General features: G+C 46.3%; 12 protein-coding genes. 2 read left to right on the forward strand and 10 right to left on the reverse strand.

Going from position 1 to position 15,470, the window contains the following annotated elements; genetic code table 11:
• The 6 genes from QP860_RS06060 to QP860_RS06085 all read right to left on the reverse strand — a co-directional run bounded on the left by QP860_RS06060 (position 1) and on the right by QP860_RS06085 (position 8,431).
• Positions 1-822 carry a carbohydrate ABC transporter permease gene (locus QP860_RS06060; protein WP_284912374.1) on the reverse strand — a complete coding sequence of 274 codons (822 nt, stop codon included), beginning with the start codon at positions 820-822 and terminating at the stop codon, positions 1-3.
• Complete coding sequence (locus QP860_RS06065; RefSeq protein ID WP_284912375.1) at positions 815-1,681, reverse strand: carbohydrate ABC transporter permease; 867 nt, start codon at positions 1,679-1,681, stop codon at positions 815-817. Before QP860_RS06065 ends, QP860_RS06060 begins: the two co-directional genes overlap by 8 nt.
• Positions 1,681-2,937, reverse strand: coding sequence for an ABC transporter substrate-binding protein (locus QP860_RS06070; protein WP_070618319.1), 1,257 nt, complete (start codon positions 2,935-2,937; stop codon positions 1,681-1,683). Before QP860_RS06070 ends, QP860_RS06065 begins: the two co-directional genes overlap by 1 nt.
• A 325-nt stretch (positions 2,938-3,262) precedes the next feature.
• Positions 3,263-5,167: a purple acid phosphatase family protein gene (locus tag QP860_RS06075; RefSeq protein ID WP_284912376.1), complete on the reverse strand. Its 1,905-nt coding sequence runs from the start codon at positions 5,165-5,167 to the stop codon at positions 3,263-3,265.
• Positions 5,168-5,914: 747 nt separating this feature from the next.
• On the reverse strand, positions 5,915-6,901 hold the full coding sequence (locus tag QP860_RS06080; RefSeq protein ID WP_070618322.1) for a LacI family DNA-binding transcriptional regulator: 987 nt from the start codon (positions 6,899-6,901) through the stop codon (positions 5,915-5,917).
• A gap of 36 nt (positions 6,902-6,937) precedes the next feature.
• Positions 6,938-8,431 carry a sucrose-6-phosphate hydrolase gene (locus QP860_RS06085; RefSeq protein WP_284912377.1) on the reverse strand — a complete coding sequence of 498 codons (1,494 nt, stop codon included), beginning with the start codon at positions 8,429-8,431 and terminating at the stop codon, positions 6,938-6,940.
• 204 nt (positions 8,432-8,635) lie between these two features.
• Here QP860_RS06085 and QP860_RS06090 point away from each other — a divergent pair, with 204 nt between their 5' ends.
• The gene (locus QP860_RS06090) at positions 8,636-10,618 is read left to right on the forward strand and encodes a sucrose-specific PTS transporter subunit IIBC (protein ID WP_284912378.1); all 1,983 of its coding nucleotides are present in this window, start codon (positions 8,636-8,638) and stop codon (positions 10,616-10,618) included.
• Between the two features lie 160 nt (positions 10,619-10,778).
• A complete protein-coding gene (locus QP860_RS06095; RefSeq protein ID WP_284912379.1) occupies positions 10,779-11,645 on the forward strand; it encodes an ROK family protein in 867 nt (288 codons plus the stop codon).
• Positions 11,646-11,698: 53 nt separating this feature from the next.
• On the opposite strand, the gene QP860_RS06100 is transcribed toward QP860_RS06095, so the two are convergent.
• Genes QP860_RS06100 through QP860_RS10550 form a run of 4 tightly spaced genes read right to left on the reverse strand, consistent with a single transcriptional unit; the run spans position 11,699 to position 15,465 of the window.
• Positions 11,699-13,432: an ABC transporter ATP-binding protein gene (locus QP860_RS06100; protein WP_284912380.1), complete on the reverse strand. Its 1,734-nt coding sequence runs from the start codon at positions 13,430-13,432 to the stop codon at positions 11,699-11,701.
• A 2-nt stretch (positions 13,433-13,434) separates the two neighbouring features.
• The gene (locus tag QP860_RS06105; RefSeq protein WP_284912381.1) at positions 13,435-14,187 is read right to left on the reverse strand and encodes a hypothetical protein; all 753 of its coding nucleotides are present in this window, start codon (positions 14,185-14,187) and stop codon (positions 13,435-13,437) included.
• Positions 14,184-15,065 (reverse strand): ABC transporter ATP-binding protein, encoded by an 882-nt coding sequence (locus QP860_RS06110; protein WP_284912382.1) that lies wholly within the window; start codon positions 15,063-15,065, stop codon positions 14,184-14,186. The genes QP860_RS06105 and QP860_RS06110 overlap by 4 nt, the downstream gene beginning before the upstream one ends.
• Positions 15,049-15,465, reverse strand: a complete 417-nt coding sequence (locus QP860_RS10550) for an Msa family membrane protein (protein WP_350338478.1) — start codon at positions 15,463-15,465, stop codon at positions 15,049-15,051. The genes QP860_RS06110 and QP860_RS10550 overlap by 17 nt, the downstream gene beginning before the upstream one ends.
• Positions 15,466-15,470 lie beyond the last annotated feature (5 nt).

Raw genomic sequence — 15,470 nt, forward strand, 5'->3', positions numbered from 1 at the left:
TTAACTCTTCAATCCCTGTTGACTCATCCCCCGCACCAAGTGTTTCTGGATCACTAGGAAGATCAAGAAAGGTGGTAGGGTCGTGACGACAGAGGCCGCCATCTGAGTCTCCCAGGTTGTCTTGTAAAGATCACGGAAGTCAGTCAAAGCCAGGGGCAGGGTCCGCAATTCAGGGGCAATGACCATTGTCTTAGCATAGACCAGGTCTCCCCAGGCGGTGATAAAGGCAAAGAGAGCTGCCGTTACAATCCCCGGCAGGCACATGGGCAAGAGAATATTCCAAATCGCCTGCCAACGACTACTGCCGTCCATCCAAGCCGCTTCTTCATAGGTAATCGCTAGCTGAGAAAAATATGAATACAAAAGGAAAACAGTGAGGGGCAGAGCCGTCGCCGTATTGGCCACCACCAAGGCAAAGAGACTATCCAAAAGTCCCAAGCGTCTGAAAATCACATACATGGCATTGACCAAGATAACGGAAGAAAACATCTGCGTTGCAACCACCATTAAAAGAAAACCTGTCTTCCCCACGAAACGGTAGCGGGTCAGGGCATAGGCTGCTAAAATTCCCACCAGTAAACACACGACCATGGTGCAGGAAGCCACAATCAAACTATTGATAAAGGCCGGTATAATCGACTTCTCGCCACCAAGGACCTGGGCATAATTGCCAAATTGCAAGTTTTCAAACCAAGAAGGTGGCCAGGCAATAATTTGCTCATAAGTCTGTAAAGAGGTGTTAAGTAAAACCAATACAGGGAAAAGTGACAGGCAGACAAAGAATAAAATTAAAAGCGTCCGAAAAAGCTTTCCTTTAGTCACGTGATCGCCCTCCCATCACATACAGTGCGGTTAGAATCGTTAAAATAATCACTGCAATCACAGTTAAGGCTGAACTGGCTCCCAAGTCGAAACGACTGAAGGCCTCTTGGTAGATCCGAATGATTAAGGTCTCTGTCGACCGCATCGGGCCACCCTGGGTCAGCACATAGATGACATTGAAGGAGTTGAAGGTCCAAATCGTTACTAAAACCAAGGTTGTCAAAAAGACCCCCCGGATCCCTGGCAAAGTCACATCAAAGAATTGTCGGATCTTGCCTGCACCATCCATAGCAGCCGCTTCATAGAGATTACGGGGCACTGCTTCAAGTGCAGCTAGAAAAATCATCGCCAACATGGGGATGCCCATCCAAGTATCTACGACGCTGGCACTGTAGAATGCCGTTGTCGGACGGGACAGGAAGGGAATCGGCTCGGATAGAACCTGCCACTCCATCAAATAATAGTTGATATAACCATATTGATGGTCTAGCAACCACTGCCAGATGGTCCCAGCAGCGACTTGGGGGATAGCCCAAGGAATCAATACTAAGAAGGTAAATATTTTCTTGAAGTAAATCTCCGAATGCAGGAGATAACCGACACCAAAGCCAAAAACCATCTTCAACAAGACAGTCACTACCGTGTACTTAAAGGTAATCGCCATTGTATCGCTAAAATTAGCGTCCGTCATCACTTCCTTAAAGTTCCCGAGGCCGACAAATTCGGATACATTGGTGAAGACATTAACCTCATTAAAAGATTGCCATACGGTTAAGGCAATCGGATAACCGTATAGCAATACTAAAAGTAAAGCACAAGGCAGAATCAGCAAGTAAGGCGTCATCCGCGCTTGTCTCATTACTTGCTAGCCTCCTCTTGTGCCTGGTCTAAAGCTTCTTGAGGGGTCTTTTGACCGGTTAAAATTTCTTGGAAGGCAATGGTGAAGGCCTTATTGAAGGTATCCCAGTTAGAAACTTGAGGTTCAGGAACACCTGCATCTAAGATGCTAAGGAAGGGTTGCATGAAGTCGGTCTTGAAGCGTTCATCGTCCAATTCTTGCTTAAGCACAGGCAACCAGTTGTAGGCTTCACTGATAGGACGTTGTTGGTCTTCATGACCTAAGAATTCAATAAACTTGTAAGCTTCATCTTTATGTTCAGAAATTGAAGACATGGCATAAGAGTCGGTTACCAAGGTTACAGCCCGTTCTGGTCCTTCTGGAATTTCAGCAACCGCATAAGGGGTCTTGTCTTGTCCCTTATCCATTTCTTCTTTCTCCCAGCCACCAGAGATAAACATAGCCAGGTCACCGTTCTTGAACATTTCAACTTGGTCATTCCGACCTGTACTTACAGCATCAGGAATCACATCTGCGAATTGTTTGAGGTAGTCACCAGTTTTAACGTTTTCTTCGCTGTTAATTACGAATTGGCCTTTATCGTCAATAATCCGGCCGCCACCTTGGTAGATGAAGTTTAGGATTTCATCGGTCCCGTGGGTAACATCTGTTGGAATCGCAAAGCCGTACATGTCATGCTCATCGTGAACTTGTTTAGCTGTTGCCAAGAGTTCATCCCAGTTTTCTGGGGCCTTGTCGATCAGATCTGAGCGATAAAAGAGGGCACGCGAGCTCAAAGCCAGTGGAATCCCGTATTGTTTACCATCTACTTTGGCAGTGTCCATCACATTCTCAATCCGCGTTTCTTTGAATTCATCGGTCATATAAGGGGTCAGGTCTTCTAAGACGCCTTCTTCCACGAATTGACGGATAGAACGTGAACCCATCATTAAGATATCAGGCGAATCTCCAGCTTGGTAAAGTTGAACAATTTTTGAGTTCAATTCATCCCAGCCAGCTGGTACCACTTGAATCTTAATCTCAGGATTTTGTTCTTCGTACTTAGCAATGGCTGAATCCAACTCATCCTTAAGATAGCCAGAATCATAACCTGGAACGAGCATCTTCAGAGTGGTCTGTCCATCTGCAGCCTGGCTCGTCTCAGCCTCGCTGCTGGCATTATCTGCCTCTCCTTGACTAGACTCTTGGTTGCCGCAGCCTGTCAGTACAAGAAGCAAAGCAGCCAAGCTCACTAGCCATTTCACTAATTTCTTCATTATTTTCCTCCATTTCTCTAACACATAGTACTATCCAAAAGGGGGCCAGCAAAGATAAGAGCGAGGACAAAGCCTCCCACGTCTATAATTGATCTTAACATCTTAATTAAAGCCTTAAACCAGGAATCTCTGCTTCAAACTTTTCTTAACCCCCTTTCGCCCTCATGTGATAAAATTATCATAACAAAAAGGCGGGTTTAACGCAATTTTGACGGATTATTTCACATAAAAAAGGGAGGTTCACAAAGAACCCCCTCCGGATAAATGTCGTCAAGTCAACAAAGCACTGAAAGCGCTAACTTATTAAAAATTAATCACTTATACACTATTTGTCTTTCTTAATCCCGTAAGAGTCAACCAGTTCAACCGTCCGTTCTTCCCCTTCGTGGAGGTTACCGTCCATTTGGTAGAATTCGATCAAGAATTCATCTTCGGTGACGGTGTAAACCGCGAAGTTTTGGTTTTGAGATTGACGGTAGTTTTCGTGTTTATGGTCAAATTTAGGGGAGTCATCCGGTTGTTTCGCCACATCGAAGAGGCCGTTCCAGAGCTCAACATCTTCTTCGGTCATCCAATCTAACTTAGGACGGACCTTATGGACATGGTCAGCTCCCTTCATGTAGATGGCATCATAGGCCTTGGTCCCAGAAGTGTTCGGGATGATGTAGGTGACCCCTTCTGGATTCACATGGTATTCCACGCCGTCTTTTTCTGTCTTTTCGGTGTCTTCGACTTCACCGTAAGAGAAGTTATCGGAAGTGTAAACCAGAGACTTGGTCCGGGTTAAGTTGTGGTCGTGACCTTGGAGAACCACATCGACATCGAGTTCGTCTGCTAATTTAGCGAATTCTTCCCGGGTCACTTGAACGTCCTCATCTTGGAGGGCGTGGTAGGAAGCTGAGTAAATGGGTTTATGGTAAGCTAGGATGATCCAGTTAGCCCCTGCGTCACGGGCTGCTTGGATGTCTTTCTTGGCCCATTCCATCTGTTCCTTACCGATGGCGCCTTGTTCGGGATTATCTTCCGATTCCTTATTGTCGTTGGTATTTAAGACCACAAAGTGAGCACCATTGTAGTCGTAGGAATAGTAGGAGCCCCCAGTCATGGCGTCATTGGTAATCGGCACATTGGTATGCTCGTTGAAGGCGGTTAAGTCCTTTTCATCCCCTAGAACGGTGTATTCATCGTGGTTACCTGGGGTGTAGGCATGGGGTAAGTGAAGGTTTTGGTCTTGGGACATATCCAAGTTATCTACCCATTCGTCTTCAACTTCTGCCACTTCAACGAAGTCCCCAGTGTGGAGGGCGAAGTCAGCATCAGGTGCGACTTCTAGGGCATGGGCAAGGGTGTCTGCCCCGTAAGCCGCCTCATTATTGACATTGGCATTCCAGTAAGCATTCTGGGTATCCGTATAGTGGATGAATTGGAAAGGTTCGCCCTTTTCGCCGGAAGTTCTAAAGGAACCAACCTTAGAATAGCCGCCCTCGTCAGAACCCACTTGGTAGTAATATTGGGTATCTGGCTCGAGGTCATCCGCTTCAGCCTTGTAGGAGTATTCGGTCACATCTTGGAGTTCCAAGTAGCCTAAGGAGCTCCCTTCAGAAGTCCATTCGGTATTATCGGTCGTAATTTGTTCGTCGGTGAAGTAACCTTCAACTTCTTCCGGTTTACCGTTCTCGTCGACAATGAAGTTACCGTCTTCATCCTTAGTGGCTGCTGCATAGATATAGTAGCCATCCTTGTCGCGCTCCGCATATTCAGAAGTTACTTCAGTCGCTTCTGCAACGAATTCAAGCGGATTGGACATATCCTCTGACTTAGATACCTTGACCTTAGCATCTGGCATCTGGTCTGTTGTATACCAGTTGAAGCCCATCGCATCATTAGTTTCTTCTAAAAGGTTGGTTGCAATCTGGTTGGGTTCATTATTGACAGGAACAGGGGCCACTTCTGGCTTCTCATCCTGGAGCTCAATTAAATCCAAGCCGTTCTCTTCCCCATAGACAGGATCAACTTCCTCAGACTCTTCCCCTTCCTTAGACTCTGAAGACGCCGCAGAACTTTCAGAAGCTTGGTCTGACGAAGCGGACTCACTAGAAGCCACACTCTCCTCAATCGCATCCTTAGCTGGCGCTTCCTCTGCAATATTCCCAGATTCAGCACACGCTCCTAACACAAACACAGACGTCAGCAAGAGACCAACTTTCTTGAACTTACTATCCCAATTCACCTGGTCTGATTCCTCCTTCAAATTAATCGGTCTTTTATTATCACTAAAAGCCTAACTAAGACTAACTATAACAGAAGCATGTAAATACTCTGTAAACATTCGGTAAGGATTAGGTAAATGTATAGAGGGTGTGAGCAAGAGCGCTTAGCTTTGGATGCTTGGAGTAAGTTGGAATAAGGGCAAGCCCCGCTTGCACCTTTCCAACTTGCGAAAGCGCTCCAAAGCTGCTCTTGCGAACCCGACTACAGGGTGTGAGACTTGGCGCTTAGGCTTGGGTGAAGTCACTTCAAGTCTGGAATTGCGAACCTGACTAGACAGGGTGTGAGCAAGAGGGTGGGGAGCTTTGAATTGCTGATTGATCCTAACTAGCACTCGGGGCTCCTAAAGGCAAATAGGTACTAACTATTTGCGCTCATAGACCCTGAACACAAATTCGTGTCAGCTATTTGCGCTCATAGATCCTGAACACAGACAGCTACTAGCTACTTGCTAACGGAGACGCCATTCGAAAGCCCCACCAGACCGATATCCAATAAAGAAGAGAAAAAAGGCTGGGACAAAAGTTCCAAACTCTTTTTAAAAAACGAACCTTTTTTCAAAAATCTGCTCCAAAAGTCAGACCTGACATCCACTTCACGAACTGTGTCCAATCGTTTGCAAACGATTGGACATAGTTCGCTCCAGTGGTTCAGGCCTGAACGACTTTTGTCACACTCTCTTCTTATAATTTAGATCTCTAATAGCCAGCTAGACTGTTGACCCAGTCCAAACTGAAACGGGATACTTGTAATTTGGGGCTGGAGCATTCATCTTTGTCCCCTGGTCAATCTGGTCCAAGACCAGGTGAACCAATTGTTCCGCACAGGCGGCGATGGGTTGGACGATGGTGGTCAGGTAGGGGAAATAATCCTGCATCAATTGACTGCCGTCATAGCCGATCAGCTTCAAATCAGCAGGCAAGCGCATCCCAAGAGCTTGGGCTTCCTGGTAGACCAAAAGCGCGGTCAGGTCATCGGTGCAAAAGACGCCATCCCAAGTCTCTTGCTGGAGCAGGCGCTTGATTTCAGACCGCTTGACCAGGGGCGACTGGCTGGGCAAGAAGGAATAGACCTGCTTGACTAGGCCCGCTTCTGCCATCACGGCTTCATAGGCGGCCAGCCGGTCATTAGTCGGTGAATCCGAAGCCAGGGACCCAGTCAGGCAGGCAATCTTTTGGCAGCCCTTGTCCACTAAGAAACGGCTTGCCAATTCGCCCCCCTGGTAGTTGTCGCTTCCTACAATAGGAATGCGATCAGACAAGTAACGGTCGAAGGAGACGACCGGCGCCTGGATGGTCTGGTACTCCTCAATACCCAGGTTATGGGCGCCCGCAATAATGCCATCCACCTGATTGGCGACCAACATGCGCAGGTAGGCCTTCTCCTTATCAGGGGCGTCGGCACTGTCGCAGAGAATCATCCGGTAGTCGCGCTCAGACAGGAGCTTTTCAATTTGGTCAACGAGCTCGCCGTAGAAGGGGTGGGCCACGCTGGGCATAATCACCCCAATAAGATGGGTCCCCTTGCCCTGGAGAGACCGGGCCAGCTGGTTGGGCTGGTAGTTCAAGTCGGCCATGGCTTGGTGGACCTTGTCGATGGTCTTCTGGCTCAGATAGCCATAGTTGTTGATCACCCGAGAAACTGTGGTGGCAGACACTCCCGCCCGCTCAGCAACGTCTGTTAATTTCACCGCCATCTTGTCACTTCTTTCTATTTATATTTAATCGAAAAACTAGCTTTTCATAGCACGCAAGGCCCAGACTTGACCCGAAGCCTGGCCACTTCCTTGGATATAGGTCTGGCCTGCCTCCTTAGACCGTGGATAGACTGGACTTGTCAGCGTTTCTGCCCCGCCATTGACAAAAATCTCCAACAAAGAATGGTCAAGGTAGAGGGTCAGATCCAGGGCCTGGCCAGCTGGCAAGTCAAGAGTTCGCTGATAGCCATAAGCAGACGGCGCCCGTAAGCCCGCTGCCGTTTGTTCCAGGGTCAACTGGCCAGCCTCTAAATCAAAATCTAAGACGACCGCGCCCCCAACGTCAGCTGCAGCAAAGAGCTCTAAACGTCCTCGGCTGCCTGGCTCTAGGTGGATTTGGATTTCTTCCTGGCCCGCGCATAGAGACGGCAAAGGCTGGCGGTCTTCCGTTATGTCCAAGCTAAAGTCGCGCGAGTCTTGGCGCAAGACATGCAGCTCGTCAACAGGTCGCTGGTAGAGCTGCCCTTCTTCTAGTGTCAATTCCTTCACCAGGCTCAGCGAATGGGCCCAGCCTTCCTCGGCCGTCACTGCTGCCATATCCGGAAGGCCCAACCAAGACACAGCGAGGACACGCCCGTCTGGAGCTTGGATGGCCTGGGTCGCATAGAGGTCAAAGCCCTGGTCAACTAAGTGCATGGGACTCGGATCGACAAAAGCTAAGTTCTCCCAGTCGAAAGCATGCCCCACGATATACATATTGGGATAAATGTTGGCGTAAGCCACCGTTTCCTGGTCCAGGCCTTGAGGGCAGAAGATAAGAACAGGCTGGTCGTCGATAAAGACTAGGTTGGGGCACTCCACCATATAGCCCAGGTCAGCTTGGCCCAGGTCCAATTCCCCAGCCATCTCCCAGTTGAGGAGGTCATCGCTCTTGTACATGAGGACCCGGCCTTCCTTGTTGACTGTCTGGGCCCCGATGCAGATCCAGTACTGGCCGTCGTGGCGGAAGATTTGCGGATCGCGGAAGTCAGCCGTGTAGCCCTGGGGTTGGTGGATCAAGACCTGGTCAATTTTTTCAATATTTCCCTCTTGGTCTAGCCAAGCCCCCATCTGATAGGTCTCTCGGCCCCCATCAGCATTTCGAACATTGCCGGTATACATTAAGAAGAGTTTGTCTCCAACCGGAATGGCCGAACCCGAATAGACCCCGTGGGAATCGTATGGTGTATCCGGTTGGAGGGCTAGGCCCTGGTCTTGCCAATCGACCAAGTTATCAGACGTCATATGGTACCAGGACTTCAGGCCATGGACCGGGCCATAGGGGTAATATTGGTAGAAAAGCTGCCATTGCCCATTAAAATACGAAAAACCATTGGGGTCATTCAAGAGTCCCCCGGCTGGTTGGATATGATAGACCGCCCGCCAATCCGAAGCCGCTTGGGACTTGCGCAAGGAGTCTTGGTAACCCTCAGGCCAGTCCGCATAAGGGGTATAGCGTAATTCCCGTGTCCAATCTCTGATCCATTCCATTCCTATCACTCGCTTTCTTTTTTAAATAAGCATAGCTGAAATCGCTTACTATGTCAATCGTTTAACAGGCTCTAATTGATTATTTACAGCTGTTCTTTTCCCCATTTAAAATAATTTGATTTTTTTATGATAAACGTTTGACATTTTGTGAATTCCGCGTATCATATAAGGCAAGTAAAACGTTTTCAAGGAAGGAGATTACTTATGGACCATAGAAAAGTTGCTGAAGATGTTGTGAAAGCGCTGGGCACGGATAATATCCAGGCCGCCGCCCACTGTGCGACCCGTCTACGCTTGGTGCTCAAAGACGAAGATAAAATCGACCAGGAGGCCCTGGATAATAATCCCGGAGTCAAGGGAACCTTCTCGGTAAATGGTCAGTATCAGATTATTATCGGAGCGGGGGATGTTGACAAGGTCTACGCTGAACTCGCCCAATTAACCAATGCTAAGGAAACCTCGACCGAAGAACTCAAGGCGGTTGCCCAAGACAAGGGTAAGTCTAATCCGCTGATGGACTTCGTCAAGGTGCTGTCGGATATCTTCGTCCCAGTTCTCCCTGCCCTGGTTGGGGGCGCCCTGCTCATGGCTCTCAACAATGTGCTCACGGCAGAAGGCCTCTTCGGGGCCAAGTCTGTTATCGAGACTTACCCCGCCCTGGCCGACTTGGTGGACATGGTCAACCTCATTGCCTCTGCCCCCTTCGCCTTCCTGCCCGTCCTAATCGGCTTCTCCGCCACCAAACGTTTCGGCGGCAATGGCTACCTGGGAGCTGCTATGGGGATGGCCATGGTCATGCCCCAATTGGTCAATGGCTATGACGTCGCCAATGTAGCCGCAGCAGGCAAGATGCCCTTCTGGAATATCTTCGGCCTGAATGTGGCCCAAGCCGGCTACCAGGGATCCGTTATTCCCGTCCTAGCCGTGGCCTGGATCCTCGCCCAACTGGAAAAATTCTTCCATAAGAAGATTCCAGCGGCCTTTGATTTCACCTTCACCCCTATGCTCACCCTCATCATCACGGGCTTCCTCACCTTCGTCCTGGTCGGCCCCATCATGCGGACCGTTTCGGACGGCCTAACCAATGGCCTAGTCTGGCTCTACCAAACCACAGGGGCAATCGGCTTAGGGATCTTCGGGACCTTCTACTCCCCAATCGTCATTACTGGACTCCACCAGAGCTTCCCCGCTATCGAAACCACCCTCATCGCCAACATTGCCCAGACAGGAGGATCCTTCATCTTCCCTGTCGCTTGTATGGCTAACCTGGCTCAAGGTGGTGCCTGCTTTGCGGTCATGTTGATGACCAAGGACGACAAGGTGAAAAACTTGGCCTCCGCTTCCAGTGTTTCTGCCATGTTGGGCATCACAGAACCCGCTATCTTCGGGGTCAACCTCAAGCTCCGCTTCCCCTTCTTCTGCGCCATGATCGCTTCAGGGATCGCCAGCGCCTTCATCGGCTTCTTTCATGTCCTGGCGAGCGCTATGGGATCAGCCGGCTTGATCGGTTTCATCTCCATCCGTTCCGACTCCTGGGGTCCCTTCCTCATCGGCATGGTCCTGAGCCTAGTCCTCTCCTTCACCTTCACCTATCTCTACGGCCGGAAAAAACTAGCCCAACCCGCAGCTGAAACCGCAGCGGTCGGGGCAACATCCGCCCAAGAAGAAGCCGCTGTAGCAAGTGAAGCAGAGAGTCAAAGCCAAGAAGAAGACTCTTCAAACGAGGGGTCCTCTATCCTCAGTATCGGCCCAGCAGCTAGCGGCCAGTTCATTGCCCTGGAGAACGTCAACGACCCCGTCTTCTCACAGAAAATGATGGGTGACGGCTTGGCTATCGATGCTGATAAGGGGACCGTCTACGCCCCCGCAGATGGTGAAATTACCGTCGCCTATGACAGCCAGCACGCTTACGGCATCAAGACCCAGGAAGGCGTTGAAATTCTCATCCATATCGGTATCGACACCGTCAACCTAGAAGGCCAAGGCTTCGAAAGCCTAGTCGAACAAGGCGACCAGGTAAGCAAGGGGCAAGAACTCGGCCACTTCGATATCGAAGCCATCAAGGCAGCCGGTTACGACCCCACCGTGATGGAAATTATCACCAATACCGCGGACTACCAAGACATCCAAGTGGTAAACGAAGGCAAACTTAGCCTCGACCAAGATGTGCTTAGTATTCATGAATAGCTAGCTCCTTAATTTTTGAGCGTTCGTTCCGTTTTTGACTAAGTAGTCAGCTATATTAAATATTGTCCAAGTAAATTAATTCATAGGGGCCCTTGGCTGGCCCCTTTTGAGTTGAAAGATGTTAGAATAAAGTTAATCCAGAAGAGAAAGGTGCGATGACATGACTTATGCAGCAATCGAAGCCGGCGGGACTAAGTTCGTCTGCTCAGTCGGCGATGACCAGGGCCAGATCCTCGACCAGGTGAGCTTCCCTACCACTGAACCAGAAGAAACCCTGGCCCAGGTCTCTGACTTCTTCCAAAAATATAGCCAGGACCTCCAAGCCATCGGGATCGGGTCGTTCGGACCCATCGATATCCATCCCGAATCGCCCACTTACGGCTACATTACCTCTACCCCCAAGCTAGCCTGGCAGAACTATGACTTCGTTGGCCGCATCCAGCAAGACTTCAAACTCCCCATCGCTTGGACCACGGACGTCAATGCCGCAGCCTACGGGGAATACAAGGCTGGCGCGGGCCAAGCTAGCCAAAGCCTGGTCTACTACACCATCGGCACCGGCATCGGGGGCGGCGCCATCCAGGACGGCCACTTCGTCCAGGGCTTCAGCCATCCCGAAATGGGCCACATGCTGGTCCGGTCCCACGCTGATGACCCCTATGCTGGAAACTGCCCCTTCCACCACTACTGCCTGGAAGGCATGGCAGCTGGCCCCGCCATCGAAGACCGGGTCGGCTTGCCAGGATCTGAAATCCCTGAAAAGGACCCCTACTGGGAAATCGAAGCCTATTACCTGGCCCAGTGCGCCTACAACACCAGCCTGGTCTTAAGACCTGAAAAGATCATCCTGGGTGGCGGTGTCATGAAACAAGCCCACCTCCTCGAGCGCATCCAGCGCCAATTCAAGGAACTAGTCAACGACTACATCGACACCCCAGACGTCAATAGCTACATCCAAACCCCTGGCTTAGAAGATAACGCTGCCACCATCGGCTGCTTTGAACTAGCCAAGGACCTGGTTAAATAAAAGCAAAACAACCGCTAAACTTCGATCGCTTAAGACCGAGTTGGGCGGTTGTTTTATGTTTCAGGTAAGAAATTATATTTCCCGTAAATATCCTTATAAGTCTCACTTGTCCCTATTAAGTCTTCACGCCTACCAGAATCTAATGCCTGTCCCTTAGCCGTCATGACATATATATTATCGGCTTGAGCGACTGAATTAATATTATGAGAAATTACAATGACACACTTCTCTTGGGATAATTCTTTTATAAGCTGCATAATAATTTCACCTGATTGTACGTCTAAATGCGAAATCGGCTCATCAAAAAGAATAATGGGCTTATGGCTTAATAAGCATCTGGCTATAGACAGTCTCTGTTTTTGACCCTCTGAGAAATTTGAACCTGTTTCATTCATATAGACATCAAGCTTTTCGATAAAATCATCTAAAGCTACTTTTTCAAGGACTTCTTCTATCTCTTTAAAAGAGATGTTACGGTCAATTCCATATAAGAGATTATCCTTTACAGTGGCTTCAAGCCACTCTTTATCTTGACTGATAATAAACATCTTATCTCGAATATCTTCTAATGAGCAGTCTCTAAGCTCATTGCCGCAAAAAGATATTCGACCATCGTATGTATTATAAAAGCCTAGCAACAGGTTAAATATCGTGGACTTACCAATACCACTATCCCCTATAATTGCTGTAAAAGTCTTTTCTGGAAATTCCATCGAGACATTAGTTAAAACTGGCGTATTACCATCATAAGAGAAGGAGACATTTTCTAACCTAAGAGGGCAACAATTATCGATTGGATTCCTATCGAGGCGTTTGTCCTCCTCTTCTACTCGCATTAACTCTTCAAGTCTATTGAGAGCTCCCTTACATTCAGAATACTTACTTAGTTTCTCTAGCAATTCTATAATATGACTCATTACAGTAAATAAATATAAAAAATACAATATCAAAGAATCTAGAGAAATATTGGAATAGTAATAGCCTGAATAAGTAAGATAAAACAATAGGCATATATACACTAGAATTAAGATTGAAGTTAGTGTATTGATAAGAATTTCTATCTTGATGATTTTCCTCATATTTACAAACAATTTATTCAATAACGAATTCCCATAACGAACTTCTTGGTCCTCTGTTCCCAATGTCTTTATTTCTTTAATATTTCGAATTCTTTGAATAATATAGCCAGAAATTTTACCAACTTGGGTTTTGATGCGATAATTCAAAGCTTCAATTTTTCGATTGATCGGAAAACGCAAGATCATAAGCAAGGGAATAAAGGAAGCAACCAATAGCGTTAAGGGCAAACTAATTGAAATTAAAAAGACGAGCGAACCCACAATGATGATCGAATTACTCAATATAGAAGGTAGGATAACCGTTACCAGTTGGGTGACCACCCCCGTGTCATTGGTGACCCGACTCGATAAATCCCCTGAATTCATGTCAGAAATAACCGGGAAAGGTAGGTTGATCACTTTTCGGTAAATTTTACTCTGAATGCTTTCCATAGCCTTTATCCCTATCTTACTAATTAAGTAGCTAGACAATCCCTGGATGGCTTGGATCGCTACTAATAAAGCTACAATAGAAAAGATCAGTTGCCTATTGCCAATAACTGATTCTATCATCTCTGGATTGAATAGGATGCTAATGATCTGAGGGATCACAATCGCAAAGATAGCCGTGAGGATACTTAAAAATAAAATCGCAAAACGACTCCTTCTTTTGGGTAGAATCTCTTTAAAAATTTCATACGCTCCACCTCCTTTAATCGTCCTATACATAGCTACATCTCTGCCTGGCTATAGGCCTTGTAAGATAAATAAGACAGCACAAGCATCCAAACTAGGAAAATAACTAGCATTATACCTAAGACCTCTAGCCCATTGCTTTCATTATAGCTTCCCATTATACCTGGAGGAAGAAGGTAGCGCGTGAAATTTACACGTGAGGCAATCTGAGAAAACAATTGGAAGAGTATAACAATTGTAAGGGTCACACCATTGTTATACTTAATGGATAGATAGGAAGATAACCATATGATTAAGAGGCTCATCATAAAGACTGCTAAGGTGTTTAAAGTGTCTTCAGTAAATAGGTCGGCGGGAAAGAATGCTCCCGAAGCATAATCCTCATTGATGAGGCTGAAATAATAGGTGATCAAACTCGATATGAAGGTTACTGCGACATACTTAATATAAATGATTACCAAACTAAGCTGTTTAGCACTCAGCAAGCGGGTACGGTTAATATCTTTATATAAATATAATCGATTGTTTCTGACTTCATCTCCTATATTAACGATAACTAGATAAATTAAGGCTACAGAAGGCAACAATGTGTGATATTGAACGTAAACAGCAGCTTGAAAAAATGTCATAAAATCTAATGTTCCTTCTGGTGCAGAAAGTTGCATAAAATTCGTATTAAATAATCTCACTATAATTAGAAGTAAAGGATACAATCCAAAGGCTAAAAATAATTTAGTTTCCTTCTCTTTGAGCATCAATTTTAGTTGACTTTTAGTTAAGCTCATCATGGTGTGTCCTCCTTAAAGTAACGCTCTAAATGTTCACCGATCTCAATTGATTCAATCAGTTGATGGTGGGCCAAAGTCTCGAGGATTTGATTTAACTCTTCTCTGGATGCTGCTTCTTTTATTACAAGAGCCATCCCCTCCTGGTCCACCTTGACTTGGTCTCTAAGGGAGTCAGATAATAAAGTTTCTACCTGCTGAACATCAACTAGCTTAATCTGCACTAGATCTTCATTATTGGTTTTTTCAACCAGCTGTCCATTCTCTATAAAGACATAGCGGTTACAGATCGCTTCAAGCTCATTTAATTGATGGCTCGAAATAATCATCGTTGTTTGTTCCTTATTCGCTGCTTCTTTCAAGGTATTGATTAGCTTAGATACGCCAATTGGGTCTAAACCAACAAAAGGCTCATCCAAGATAATAAATTCAGGCTCATGCAATAAGGCAATGACTAAGGCCAGTCGTTGCTTCATCCCATAAGAAAATGAGTCTGCTCTATCCTTTCGTCTGTCCCATAGGTCGACTAATTCCAGAAGAGGGCGAACATTCTTCTCATATTCCTCATAATGGTGCAGGTCTATAATAAATTTCAAATTCTCTTCGACTGAAAGATGAGAATAGAAAACAGTTTCTATCAGAAGACCGCAATTAGATAACATATTCGAAGAAGTTTGAATATCTTCCCCATCAAAATATATCCGCCCCTCAGTGGGGTGTAAAAATTTTCCTAACATTTTCAAAAGAGTTGACTTGCCAGAACCATTCTTACCAATCAAACCAACAATATCTCCATCATCCATGGTAAGATTAACATCTCTAAGCGAATAAAAGTCATTCCCTTGATACTTCTTGCTCAAGTTATTAATTTCTACTTTCATAGTTATCCCTTCTTATGAATAGCGTCAGTATGAAACCGAAACCGAAATAAAGAATAAAACAAAATATAATTTGACTTAATTGAAGCGGACTATTCGTAACGGACAAGGCTACCTGGCCATTGTTATAACTGTTTAATTCCGCAAATTCACTCCATGTCCCATTATTGGCTAGAATCACTGATAAAATAATATAGTAAATTAAAGATATCAGAGAGAGACTATAAACCTTTAACTTGGATTGCTTATCCTTTTTACAAATAAGAAAACATGCTAAATTGATAATTAATGGAAATAAATATAAGAGTGTCACAGCCCCAATAATACTTATTTTTGGAAATAAGAGAAGTGCTATAACGAGTAAGATGAGATGTCCGATACAAGATAAGATTTGAATTTTCATAATAA

This window comes from Aerococcus sp. UMB1112A (assembly GCF_030230715.1).
Lineage (GTDB): Bacteria > Bacillota > Bacilli > Lactobacillales > Aerococcaceae > Aerococcus.

What these genes read in the sequence shown, in the direction of transcription:
- QP860_RS06085 (WP_284912377.1), bottom strand. Translation starts at nt 8,431, where the DNA reads ATGGAATGGATCAGAGATTGGACACGGGAATTACGCTATACCCCTTAT.
- QP860_RS06110 (WP_284912382.1), bottom strand. Translation starts at nt 15,065, where the DNA reads ATGAAAGTAGAAATTAATAACTTGAGCAAGAAGTATCAAGGGAATGAC.
- QP860_RS06100 (WP_284912380.1), bottom strand. Translation starts at nt 13,432, where the DNA reads ATGTATAGGACGATTAAAGGAGGTGGAGCGTATGAAATTTTTAAAGAG.
- QP860_RS06095 (WP_284912379.1), top strand. Translation starts at nt 10,779, where the DNA reads ATGACTTATGCAGCAATCGAAGCCGGCGGGACTAAGTTCGTCTGCTCA.
- QP860_RS06105 (WP_284912381.1), bottom strand. Translation starts at nt 14,187, where the DNA reads ATGATGAGCTTAACTAAAAGTCAACTAAAATTGATGCTCAAAGAGAAG.
- QP860_RS06080 (WP_070618322.1), bottom strand. Translation starts at nt 6,901, where the DNA reads ATGGCGGTGAAATTAACAGACGTTGCTGAGCGGGCGGGAGTGTCTGCC.
- QP860_RS06065 (WP_284912375.1), bottom strand. Translation starts at nt 1,681, where the DNA reads ATGAGACAAGCGCGGATGACGCCTTACTTGCTGATTCTGCCTTGTGCT.
- QP860_RS06090 (WP_284912378.1), top strand. Translation starts at nt 8,636, where the DNA reads ATGGACCATAGAAAAGTTGCTGAAGATGTTGTGAAAGCGCTGGGCACG.
- QP860_RS10550 (WP_350338478.1), bottom strand. Translation starts at nt 15,465, where the DNA reads ATGAAAATTCAAATCTTATCTTGTATCGGACATCTCATCTTACTCGTT.
- QP860_RS06070 (WP_070618319.1), bottom strand. Translation starts at nt 2,937, where the DNA reads ATGAAGAAATTAGTGAAATGGCTAGTGAGCTTGGCTGCTTTGCTTCTT.